Annotated in this window: 4 protein-coding genes, 2 tRNA genes, 1 rRNA gene and 2 pseudogenes; 2 read left to right on the forward strand and 7 right to left on the reverse strand. The window is 51.6% G+C overall.

The features are described from left to right. Positions 1 to 288 precede the first annotated feature (288 nt). The 5 genes and pseudogenes from GPOALKHO_RS06330 to rluD all read right to left on the reverse strand — a co-directional run bounded on the left by GPOALKHO_RS06330 (position 289) and on the right by rluD (position 7,031). Positions 289 to 364 (reverse strand) — tRNA-Ala (locus GPOALKHO_RS06330). A 173-nt stretch (positions 365 to 537) separates the two neighbouring features. Continuing rightward, positions 538 to 614, reverse strand: a tRNA-Ile gene (locus GPOALKHO_RS06335). Between the two features lie 71 nt (positions 615 to 685). Then, positions 686 to 2,227: ribosomal RNA gene (locus GPOALKHO_RS06340) — 16S ribosomal RNA — on the reverse strand. A 492-nt stretch (positions 2,228 to 2,719) separates the two neighbouring features. Further along, a complete protein-coding gene (gene clpB, locus GPOALKHO_RS06345; RefSeq protein WP_406701754.1) occupies positions 2,720 to 5,293 on the reverse strand; it encodes an ATP-dependent chaperone ClpB in 2,574 nt (857 codons plus the stop codon). A gap of 758 nt (positions 5,294 to 6,051) precedes the next feature. Continuing rightward, positions 6,052 to 7,031: pseudogene (rluD, locus tag GPOALKHO_RS06350) on the reverse strand (23S rRNA pseudouridine(1911/1915/1917) synthase RluD). A 131-nt stretch (positions 7,032 to 7,162) separates the two neighbouring features. On the opposite strand from rluD, the gene bamD reads away from it, so the two are divergent. Both bamD and GPOALKHO_RS06360 read left to right on the forward strand, forming a co-directional pair. Next, entirely contained in the window at positions 7,163 to 7,897 is a 735-nt protein-coding gene (bamD, locus tag GPOALKHO_RS06355; protein WP_406701755.1) for an outer membrane protein assembly factor BamD, read from the forward strand. Between the two features lie 408 nt (positions 7,898 to 8,305). Then, positions 8,306 to 8,575, forward strand: a complete 270-nt coding sequence (locus GPOALKHO_RS06360; protein WP_406701756.1) for a hypothetical protein — start codon at positions 8,306 to 8,308, stop codon at positions 8,573 to 8,575. A gap of 224 nt (positions 8,576 to 8,799) precedes the next feature. Here GPOALKHO_RS06360 and tyrA read toward each other — a convergent pair. Together tyrA and GPOALKHO_RS06370 are read right to left on the reverse strand one after the other, a co-directional pair. After that, a pseudogene (tyrA, locus tag GPOALKHO_RS06365) lies at positions 8,800 to 9,841 on the reverse strand (bifunctional chorismate mutase/prephenate dehydrogenase). 34 nt (positions 9,842 to 9,875) lie between these two features. Beyond that, positions 9,876 to 10,967 (reverse strand): 3-deoxy-7-phosphoheptulonate synthase, encoded by a 1,092-nt coding sequence (locus tag GPOALKHO_RS06370; RefSeq protein ID WP_406701758.1) that lies wholly within the window; start codon positions 10,965 to 10,967, stop codon positions 9,876 to 9,878. Positions 10,968 to 12,742 lie beyond the last annotated feature (1,775 nt).

A 12,742-nucleotide genomic window follows, 5' to 3' on the forward strand; every position in this document is an offset into this window, starting at 1 on the left:
CGTCTCGCTTGAGTCTCACCATACAGGCGAGACTCGGCACAGTCTGTGAGGACCGGGCTGAAACGACAGCGCCTATCGCACGACAGTGATAACGTTAAGCGTTATCTCAGGTTTGCTTACTTCGTTTGAGAGACTCACATGCTGAGCTTGCACTTCAGCATGTGTTTCAAATTTTCAGCTTATTCCGGATTGTTAAAGAGCACGATATTTCAGAGCGCGTTTATCAAACGCGCTCTGAAACAAATCAACGACAGAAAAATCGCTCATCCCACAAATACATTCCATGAATGGTGGAGCTAAGCGGGATCGAACCGCTGACCTCCTGCGTGCAAAGCAGGCGCTCTCCCAATTGAGCTATAGCCCCAAGTCGTTCATCTTGCATATGCCTGGTCTACCTGCATGCCAGGTAATGCTTCGTTCACCACAGTCAATAAACAGGGCGACAGCCAATCTTCTTTTCACCGCATGCTGAACACAGCCTGACACGTTTGCCTGACAACAACACGCTGCGGTCTCATTCATCGGGATAAGTGTAACTGGTAGGCCTGAGTGGACTTGAACCACCGACCTCACCCTTATCAGGGGTGCGCTCTAACCACCTGAGCTACAAGCCTATAGGAGGTTTCTTGCTCGTGGTAGTTATCAGACAATCTGTGTGGGCACGTCACTTAACGTATCGTTTAGGTAAGGAGGTGATCCAACCGCAGGTTCCCCTACGGTTACCTTGTTACGACTTCACCCCAGTTATGAATCACAAAGTGGTAAGCGCCCTCCCGAAGGTTAAGCTACCTACTTCTTTTGCAACCCACTCCCATGGTGTGACGGGCGGTGTGTACAAGGCCCGGGAACGTATTCACCGTGGCGTTCTGATCCACGATTACTAGCGATTCCGACTTCATGGAGTCGAGTTGCAGACTCCAATCCGGACTACGACGCACTTTATGAGGTCCGCTGACTCTCGCAAGATCGCTTCTCTTTGTATGCGCCATTGTAGCACGTGTGTAGCCCTACTCGTAAGGGCCATGATGACTTGACGTCATCCCCACCTTCCTCCGGTTTATCACCGGCAGTCTCCCTTGAGTTCCCGACCGAATCGCTGGTAACAAAGGATAAGGGTTGCGCTCGTTGCGGGACTTAACCCAACATTTCACAACACGAACTGACGACAGCCATGCAGCACCTGTCTCAGAGCTCCCGAAGGCACCTAGGCATCTCTGCCTAGTTCTCTGGATGTCAAGAGTAGGTAAGGTTCTTCGCGTTGCATCGAATTAAACCACATGCTCCACCGCTTGTGCGGGCCCCCGTCAATTCATTTGAGTTTTAACCTTGCGGCCGTACTCCCCAGGCGGTCGATTTAACGCGTTAGCTCCGAAAGCCACGGCTCAAGGCCGCAACCTTCAAATCGACATCGTTTACGGCGTGGACTACCAGGGTATCTAATCCTGTTTGCTCCCCACGCTTTCGTACCTGAGCGTCAGTCTTCGTCCAGGGGGCCGCCTTCGCCACTGGTATTCCTCCAGATCTCTACGCATTTCACCGCTACACCTGGAATTCTACCCCCCTCTACGAGACTCTAGCCTACCAGTTTCAAATGCAGTTCCCAGGTTGAGCCCGGGGATTTCACATCTGACTTAATAGACCGCCTGCGTACGCTTTACGCCCAGTAATTCCGATTAACGCTTGCACCCTCCGTATTACCGCGGCTGCTGGCACGGAGTTAGCCGGTGCTTCTTCTTCGGGTAACGTCAACAGATGGCGCTATTAACGCCATCGCCTTCCTTCCCGCTGAAAGTGCTTTACAACCCGAAGGCCTTCTTCACACACGCGGCATGACTGCATCAGGGTTTCCCCCATTGTGCAATATTCCCCACTGCTGCCTCCCGTAGGAGTCTGGACCGTGTCTCAGTTCCAGTGTGGCTGGTCATCCTCTCAGACCAGCTAGGGATCGTCGCCTAGGTGAGCCATTACCCCACCTACTAGCTAATCCCATCTGGGTTCATCCGATGGTGTGAGGCCAGAAGGTCCCCCACTTTGGTCTTGCGACGTTATGTGGTATTAGCTACCGTTTCCAGCAGTTATCCCCCTCCATCGGGCAGATCCCCAGACATTACTCACCCGTCCGCCGCTCGCCGGCAAAGAAGCAAGCTTCTTTCCGTTGCCGCTCGACTTGCATGTGTTAGGCCTGCCGCCAGCGTTCAATCTGAGCCATGATCAAACTCTTCAATTAAAAGCTTGATGCTCAAAGAATTAAAACTGGTATTCCTATGAATATTCGTTGTTCACTCTTCAAGACTTGATATTTCGTGTATCGATACTGTCTTATGAGTGCCCACACAGATTGTCTGATAAATTGTTAAAGAGCGTGTCCGGGAGGGTAATTCCTCTACCGGTACAAGTGGCGTATACTACGCTTTTCCGCTGCAGAGTCAAGCTTTTATTTAACCTTCGTGGACCGCTTGCCTCTGGCTGAGCCGGTAAGTCGCAACGACTGCTCCCGGTCAGTGGAGGCGCATTATAGGACCTTCACGACCGGTGACAAAATAAGTTTTAACTGGCGAAATATACAGCAACCGCGACAAAACAGACGTTGCCAATAGAGGGGCATTCGGACAAAACGCCAAAAACCAATGAGACCGCGCACGAAGTGCTGCCCAATGGCGCACTAAGTTCCGGCCCCGACGGGAGTGGCCCGCGGTAATCCTCCGCTCGCTAGGCGTGGTTATTGGCTGGCAACGATATGATTCCCTCGTACATTAAGCTTAACCGGTTTACCTGGTAACAACTGACCAGATAGGATCTTCTGTGATAGCGGGTTTTCGATCTCTTGCTGAATGGCGCGCTTCAGCGGTCGTGCGCCATACACTGGATCGAAACCGGATCTGCCGAGTAGCGCCAACGCCTCATCGCTGATGGTTGCAGTATAACCCCGCTCTTCCAAACGCCGGTACAGACGCTGTAGCTGAATCTGGGCAATCTCGGTGATGTGCTCGCAACTTAGCGGATGGAAGACGACAACTTCGTCCACACGGTTGAGAAACTCCGGCCGGAAATGATGGCTGACAACTTCCAGCACGACATCCTTCATCTCCTGATAGTTCATCTGGCCGAAACGCTCTTGAATGATGTCTGACCCTAGGTTAGAGGTCATGATCACCACGGCACTGCGAAAATCCACCGTACGTCCCTGACCATCGGTCAAGCGTCCGTCATCCAATACTTGCAGCAGAATATTGAAGACATCCAGATGCGCTTTTTCGATCTCATCCAGCAGAATAACTGAATAAGGCCGACGGCGCACTGCTTCGGTCAGATAGCCTCCTTCTTCGTAACCCACATAGCCTGGAGGAGCACCAACTAACCGCGACACCGAATGTTTTTCCATAAATTCGGACATGTCGATACGCACCATGGCATCGTCACCATCGAACAAAAATGTCGCCAGCGCTTTGCATAGCTCCGTTTTACCTACCCCGGTCGGCCCTAGGAACATAAAGGAACCGATGGGCCGGTTAGGATCCGCCAGTCCCGCACGGCTGCGGCGAATGGCGTTAGACACCGCTTCCACCGCCTCATTCTGCCCAATAACCCGCTGATGCAAATCCTGCTCCATGCGTAGCAGCTTCACCCGTTCGCTTTCCAACATCCGTGATACCGGGATACCCGTCCAGCGAGCTAGCACTTCGGCTATCTCAATATCGGTCACCCGGTTACGCAGTAGGCGCAGACCCTTGCCCTCGGATTGGGAAGCCGTCGCCAGCTGTTTTTCCAGCTCGGGGATTTTGCCATATTGCAATTCAGACATCTGCGCCAGATCGCCGACACGACGCGCCTGCTCAATCAAAATCTTTGCCTGTTCCAGTTCCGCTTTCAAATGCTGCGTGCCCGACAAAGAGGCTTTTTCCGCTTTCCATTCCTCTTCAAGTTCAGAATAAGCGCGCTCTTTTTGCGCCAGTTCATCATTAAGCATCGCCAACCGCTTGAGACTGGCGTCATCCGATTCTTTCCTTAGCGCTTGCTGTTCCAGCTTCAGTTGAATAATTCGTCGCTCCAGACGATCCAGTTCTTCCGGTTTGGAGTCTATTTGCATACGAATACTGGATGCGGCTTCATCGATAAGGTCAATCGCTTTGTCCGGTAATTGCCGGTTGGCAATATAACGATGAGACAGCGTCGCGGCAGCGACAATGGCCGGGTCAGTTATCTGTACATGGTGATGTAGCTCATAACGCTCTTTTAATCCGCGCAGGATAGCGATGGTATTTTCAACGTTCGGCTCGGCGACAAAAACCTTTTGGAAGCGCCGTTCCAGAGCTGCGTCTTTCTCGATAAATTTGCGATATTCATCAAGCGTCGTTGCCCCCACGCAATGCAATTCGCCGCGCGCCAGCGCGGGTTTGAGCATGTTACCGGCGTCCATCGCACCGTCTGCCTTACCGGCACCAACCATAATATGCAACTCGTCGATAAACAGGATGACATTGCCGTCCTGCTTGGATAAATCGCTCAATACGCCTTTCAGCCGTTCTTCAAATTCACCGCGGTATTTCGCGCCGGCTACCAGCGAGCCCATATCCAGCGACAATACCCGATTGTTTTTTAGGCCTTCGGGTACTTCGCCGTTGACGATACGCTGCGCCAGCCCCTCGACAATGGCGGTTTTACCCACCCCGGGTTCACCGATGAGAACCGGGTTATTTTTGGTGCGACGTTGCAACACCTGAATCGTGCGACGAATTTCTTCGTCGCGGCCAATCACCGGGTCAAGTTTGCCTTGCTCGGCACGCTCGGTCAGGTTGATGGTGAACTTTTTCAGCGCCTGGCGATGATCTTCCGCGCCCTGATCGTTTACCTGTTCACCGCCACGCATTTGCTCAATCGCTTGAGTAATCATCGCCGTCGTGGCGCCTGCCGACTTCAGTAGCTCGGCCAGCGTACCGCGCGATTCCAGCGAGGCCAGAACAAAGAGTTCTGATGAGATGAAACTGTCGGCGCGTTTTTGCGCCAGCTTGTCGCACAAGTTAAGCACGCGCACCAGATCTTGCGAAGGCTGCACATCGCCACCAGTACCCTCCACCTGCGGCAGGCGCTCACAGGCCTGCTCTACCGCGCTGATAAACGGCACGATGTTGACGCCTGTGGATTGCAGAAGCGGACGCACGGTGCCGCCCTCCTGTTTCAGTAGGGCCGCCATCACATGTAAGGGTTCGATAAATTGATTGTCGCGCCCGAGGGCTATGGACTGAGCATCGGCGAGGGCAAGCTGGAATTTATTGGTAAGACGATCCAGACGCATAACTCCTCCCATATTGGTCAAAATTGCTACCCTGGAAATTAAATAAGGTCGTTTACTTAAAATTCAAGGGATATTTCGCCAACAAGCGGGAAGATTGTTGCTATCCATCCTGGACCTCTTCGGCAAGAGATTGTATCAGCCAAAAGCTACCATACGCCCGGTGACATCATCGCGCTAAATAGGAGAAAAGTGTTGTTTTTTTCGTGCAATGCTCATCGCCATAATACGGCGCGGTCCCGGCCATTCTCAGAGGTAAACGCGCTAATTGATAGAGATCGGCCAGATAATTTCGCCACACGGGATGAACGCGCCGGCGGCCGCGGGGTCGTGGCGGGTAGATAAGGCGTCTTTTAACCTCAGCGCCCAGCCCACCTCAAATGCCGTTGGCCCAAGGCCGGACCCGTCAGGCAAGTATGTCCTCGCGCGGCGCCTGAAACGCCGCCAGCGTCTGCTCTAGTACGCCAGCGCGCATCCCGTCCTGCGCGACCGCAAAACGGCACCGGCAAATGATCTGTTGTCATTGCGGCGCAAACCTCGCCAGGCCTGCGTGTATAGACCGCATCCCGCGCAGCGACGTCGGTGCCGCGTCTTCAACACCACCACATCGACGCCGTGCATTTAGGTCAGATAGCGAGGTGCGACGGGAAAACAGCGATTTTCGACAACGGCGTCGGGATTATCCCCGACATGATCCCTAAGCGAATCGTGCTATAGGCGCGAACCTGGGAGGCGCGGGCCAGTCGATAGAATAACCCGCCTCACAGCTGATCGATACTTTCCTTAAACAGTTCCGTATCCTCTTTCAACGCCGCTATCAGCACCACCATATCCTGCGGCAGCGGAGCATACCATTCCATTTCAATCGAGGTGATGGGATGGTAAAGCCGCAGCAAAGTAGCATGCAGCGCCTGGCGATCAAAGAGGCGCAACACTTCGTTAAACGCCTCACTAGCGCCTTTCGTCGGCCGATGACGGCCGCCATAAAGGGGATCGCCTACCAGCGGATGATTGATATGCGCCATATGAACGCGGATCTGATGGGTGCGGCCGGTCTCCAGACGCAGGCGCAGGCGAGTATGGGCGCGAAAATGCTCCATAATACGGTAATGGGTCACCGCTGCCTTTCCCATCGGATGGACCGCCATACGCGTCCGCTTGGCGACGTTGCGAGCGATTGGCTGCTCCACAGTGCCGTCGGAGGTCATGATGCCGACAGTCACGGCCTCATACTCGCGGGTTATCTCTCGTGCCTGGAGTGATTTCACCAAGCGGGTTTGCGCCGGCACGGTCTTGGCCACCACCATCAAACCGGTAGTAATTTTGTCCAGTCGATGAACGATCCCCGCTCGTGGTACATCCACGATGGGGGGGAAATAGTGCAAGAGCGCGTTCAATACGGTGCCATCGACATTGCCGGCGCCTGGATGAACCACCAAATCGCGGGGTTTGTTGATGACAAGAATATCGCCATCTTCATAAACAATATTCAACGGGATAGCTTGCGCTTTCCAGCGCGGCTCTTCTTCTATAATAGCTTGTATTTCAATGAGTTCACCGCCTAGCATTTTTTTTTTGGCACCGCCGTGACTTGTCCGTTCACCATCACCCGGCTGTCAAGGATCCAGGCTTTTATCCGCGATCGTGAATAATCAGGAAAGATTTCAGCCAAAGTCTGATCTAAACGTTGCCCGAGTTGTGATTTATTCACCATTCCGGTGAGGTGTTGATGCTGTGTCATATAATGTATCTTCGTTAACGTTGAGTTTTCACGGCGATACCGCTTAAAATAGCATGCTATTGTAGCTGGTCCTATCCGAGAACTAAACGGACAATCTCCAGGAATAACACTCCGAGGATAAGCAAAGCCTCATGATGCATATGAAATATCTGATGGCAGCCGCCACACTGAGCCTGGTACTGGCGGGTTGTTCCAGTAACAACAAAAACGCCGTTCCCGATAATCCCCCCTCCGAAATCTATTCTTCCGCACAGCAAAAACTGCAGGACGGCAATTATAAAGGCGCTATCAAGGAGCTGGAGGTGCTGGATAACCGCTATCCATTCGGTCCCTACGCGCAACAGGTTCAGCTTGACTTGATTTACGCTTACTACAAATCCACCGACCTGCCTCTGGCGCGGGTCTCCATCGATCGTTTTCTACGGCTTAATCCCACTCATCCGAATGTCGACTACGTGCTTTACATGCGCGGTTTGACTGATATGGCGCTGGACGACAACGCATTACAGGGATTTTTCGGCGTGGACCGTTCCGATCGCAACCCGGAGCATGCGCGTGCGGCGTTTCGCGATTTTACGCAGCTGATTCGTAGTTACCCAAACAGCCAGTATGCCATGGATGCCACTAAACGTCTTGTTTATCTCAAAGACCGGCTGGCCAAGCATGAACTGTCGGTAGTAGAGTACTATAACAAACGCGGCGCCTATGTGGCGGTAGCCAACCGCGTTGAACAAATGCTGCGCGACTTTCCCGATACGCAGGCGACGCGCCAAGCGCTCCTCTATATGAAAAAAGCCTATCAGGAATTACAATTGAACAACCAGGCGGGTAAAGTGACGAAGATTATCGCGTCAAACCCGTCCTAACGGCGCTGCGCGGATCAATCCAGCGGCAGCGCCAGTATGATTATACTGGCGCTGACAAGAAGATAAAATCCGTTACTGACCCATGCACACAACCCATCCTCTCCACCTGATTATCGAAGATTCCATGTTAACGCAGCACGGCCCTGCTGCAACTGGATTTTAATCATCAAGAGGAGCGCTCTGCGCGCACCGTGTTTCTGGGTCACAATGTTTCTATCCCTACCGACGGCGCGACAGTATGGCGCGCGCTATTTTGAGCAGGTTATAGAGTGCGGTTGCCAAAAATTCGGCGATATCGTGCATTACTGGAAACTGGCCAGGCGGAACACGGTATTTTACCGATTGAAAACGGCAGTTCTAGTTCAATCAACGAAGTGTTACAGTACACCTACCTGTCTACCTGTCCTGATGGGCGAAATCGTTATTCCAATCGAACGCTTCCCACAGTGGGAATTCGAGTACTACGCAAGCACTTACCGCGGCCATGGAAAGTGGCACAGCTTAACCGACCCACCATCGCCGCGCGAGGTAGCTGACGGGGCGGGCTTTTACGGTTTGCAAGCACTGGAAAATAGCCTGGCCAATCATCTCGTACTTGCCCGCAAACCTATCGACTTCACCGAGCAAGTGCCGGCGAAAACCGCGCTTGTCATGGTCACCAATCAGCAATCCGCGTGATGACTCTCCTGAAGAGTCCCGGCCGATACACGGCAATACACATGAAGAGATGTTTATACTGATGTGCAGGCTAAGAAAATGCAAAAAGAATTGCGCGAGCTTCAGGCAATGAAGCAGTCGCTGAAGGTCTTTGGCTGCTACCCGAGTGAAATGCCCTGTCAGTGGACCCTGCATAATCCGCGCCGGGCATCAGCAGCATCTGCCGTGCCATGCGTGATAACGTCTTATTTGCGACTATCGTTTGACCTGATGCAATAACACGCGGCTTTTTCCGCAAAGAAATTGTCGACATAATCGCCGAACCAGCGGCCGATGTGGGCAAATCGCGCGATGAACGCCTGTTTATTCTCCAGCGACGCGATCGCCGCGCCGAAACGCCAGTAATGGCGCTTGATCGACGCCAGATTGTATTCGGAAGCCATAAGATATCGGTATACAGCTTGGGATCCTGCGCCAAGATGCGTCAAATCATAGTTAACTCAATCAGGTAGGTAACCAGGTCGACATTCTCCTTCTCCAGATCCATGCCATAGGCAAAAGCAGCGAAATGATGCGGTATTTGAATGAAGGACATGCTTCGATCGTGCTCAACGGCGCTACTGCGGTGCAATCGCGCGTCCATGCCTGGATTGGTTCCGGGGCCACTGATAACCGCCTGCTGGCGCCCTTCGCAGTACACGACTACCTGCTTTACCAGACGCCGCTATTTGGGCCGAACATCGGATACAGACCAAGAACCGGCCCATTGTGTGCCGCTAGCATCGCCTGTAGTGGCGCGTTTTGCCGAGACCAGCTAGACCAAGAGGCAACTTCCCGTAGCGTCAGCAATTGCTCAATAACCCGCACAGTCAAATGAATAGGCACACTGACATCGCTCTTCACACATCTGCCAGCAGGGCGTCGGAGCACAGCTAGTCTTCTTTCTCGAGGGTGTGGACCTGGTATCCAGAAAGTGTCAGCATTTTTCCAAACAAACGCCACATTTATCCTTGACCGACCATGATCGCTGCAGGTCGCAACTGCGGGCACGGAGTCTTAAAACCTTTGTCGTTTTCGCTGGCGTAGGATTCTCGCGTTACGCATCGCAACACGTCTTCAATCAAATCCGGCGGTACGCTCAGCCGCGGCTTCTCGGCGGCAAGAGGTTAGCATCGCCTGTAGCGGCGCGTTTTGCCGATCGGCGTGGCTCTTGACCTCGCCGACCTCAGCAACCAGCGACAGGCGTTTAGTCAGCAGATCCAGCAATCCCTTGTCAACCTCATCAATCTTATCTCGTGGACGAGGAGGTTAAGCAGTTCTGCTACCATGCCGCGACTTCTCCCCTACCCTGTCGCAGCGGCAATACCGTCAGCAATTCGTCGTGCAACTGGCGTAGCAAACTGTCGGTACTTTCCCAGTCAATACAAGCGTCGGTCACCGATACGCCGTAGCGCATATCCTCACGCGACAGTTCCGAAGGCTGGCTACCGGCATGAATATGGCTTTCCAGCATTAAACCGATAATGGAACGATTACCGGCCTTGATTTGCGCCAACACAGACTGCGCCACCTCTGCTTGACGGTGATAGTCTTTATTGGAGTTGCCGTGGCTGCAATCGATCATCAACGCCGCTGCGAGACCTACGGCCGCCATTTGTTGCTCACAGTCAGCGATATCGTGCGGATGGTAATTAGGTTGCTTGCCGCCGCGCAAAATAACGTGTCCGTCAGGATTACCGCGTGTTTGCAGTAGACAAACCTGACCCGCCTGATTAATGCCCATAAAGCGATGGGCCATAGCCGCGGCGCGCATCGCATTAATCGCGGTGGCCAGGCTGCCGTCGGTGCCGTTTTTAAATCCTACCGGCATGGACAGACCTGATGCCATCTCCCGGTGGGTCTGGGATTCTGTCGTACGGGCGCCAATGGCCGACCAGCTGAAGAGATCGCCAAGGTATTGCGGACTATTAGGATCCAGGGCTTCCGTTGCCAAAGGTAGCCCCATTCTCACCAGTTCCAGCAACAGACCGCGGGCGATTTGCAGTCCGGCCTCGACATCAAAAGATCCATCCATGTAAGGATCGTTGATCAGGCCTTTCCAACCGATGGTGGTGCGGGGTTTCTCAAAATAGACGCGCATAACGATATACAGCTGATCGCTCAATTCAACTGACAGGGCTTGCAGGCGGCTGGCATAGTCAAGGGCAGCATCGGTATCGTGAATGGAACAAGGTCCGCAGACCACCAACAGGCGCGGATCGCGTCCGTGGATGATATCCGCAATTGTGCGCCGAGATTCAGCGATAGCATGCTGCTCAGACTCGCTTAAAGGAAACTGACGTTTTAGTTCTTCGGGTGTGATCATCACCTGCTCATTACTGATATGGACGTTATTGAGCGCGTCTTTTTGCATGATACTGATCCTGACTCTGTGAGGTGGCCGTAAGGCGTTACATTAAACCATCGCAAAAGCGTCTAGAAAGCTACCTTACCCAGCAATCGTAAAGTTTTTTAATTCAAAAATGTAAATAAATTATTACTCATTAGGCAAAAAATCGACACGGACAGAGACAGCAAGCCTCTCTTTTCAAGACGGCGTCTTGGTCACAATCAATTCGCCGAAAGCGCGTGATTCGGCGCTTTATGATACGCAAGCACGACAAAATTTAAACCTATTATTCCTCTTAGCATGTCAAACTGCTGGTCAGCGTGTAAAAAATAAATTACACTAATACTAATCGTACAGTTTACACTGCGGTGGCACGGCTTTTAGCGCATCTGCCCTTCTAGCGGAAAGGGGTCTATATCCCGTCAACGCGAGTGTGCTCTATGCTAAAATTATTTCTCATTACTTGGATATCTGCTGGCAGGTTGTAGCGGCGACGTTCTCGCCGCCAGTGCCTATCACGAGATTCACCATGGACATCAGCGACGGGTAGGCCATGCGCAACAACAATGCTCTGACGAAATAGTATGCTATTCCTCAGATCGATCGTGAGGACTATTTATCGGGATACCCCATGGAACAGGCCGAACTCGACAGACCGACCGCGCTGCGTGTGTAGGAAAAGGGCGTAACTTCCCGGCCAGCTGCAATGGTATCGCCAACGACAAGCTATTACGGCAACAATGGCAAACGGGAATGGATCGCGTTAGCCGTTAAGGTGACGCGACTATACTGGCTTTAACAAAGCGTAATGGCGCGATTCAACCCATGTTATCCAGCTGACGACTGGGCGATGTGCTTGCCACGCCCGCGGAGCTTTAGCAGTAATAGCCCTTCTTTGATGTCCGGACTAATTGATGCCATCAAGGGCAAATTGATCGCTAATAGATAAGCGTCAGCGGAATAACAATTACGCCTGCCGTTTTCGCATTTTACTGCTTAGCGTCATGGCTATCTATTATTATGGAATAATAGCTTGCGCTATTCTCAATAGCATTTATTCGGTCGTGAGATATTAACGAAACATGAAGTCAAAAACTTACAACCTCTGAAAACGTAGACCGTTGCTCTCGGTGGTTATCGCTTTCTCCATTTCACGTGAAGATTCCAAAGGGGCTGTTAATTCCTGACCGTTGAGATCGATGCGTGATTAGCTAAATAGAATAATCAACTAAGTTATAATGCAGTAAAAACAATAACGCGATGCCTGAGTGTGGCGACGGCGTTGAGGTATGCCGATATTCGGAAGGAACAAATAGTCTTTGTTGTGAACAACATTATTATTTTCTTCTAAAAATAAATTCTTTTAACGTCATCTAAAACTCGTAATAATACACATTACGAAGCAGAGCCAAAACCTCGAACTCTTTCTTGCGTAGCTGATGGAAAGTGCCTTATAATTCCAAGTAGCGTTTTATAAACATTAGCTAACCTATCTTCTGTCACAGACCTTATTCTGTGTTGTTGTTATTTTGTAACTACGCTAATTTTTAAGCGATAATTTTCAAGCGAAAATTCATGTTAAGTGAAAACCACTAATAAGAAGCCTACAAATCCTGATAACTAATCCATTATCTCGTCGCCGGAAAAACCGTCTGAATCAGAGAAACCTTTAATTTAAACGTTAAGTCATTTTCATTAATAATTATGATCCTACAACATTATAATAACATCCATAAGGATAACTGATTCTATATCAAGATCAAAGAATAATTCGTCCTCTATTTTAATTTCCGACATGG

Origin of the sequence: Sodalis sp. (in: enterobacteria) (genome assembly GCF_036327475.1) — a bacterium.
Lineage (GTDB): Bacteria > Pseudomonadota > Gammaproteobacteria > Enterobacterales > Enterobacteriaceae.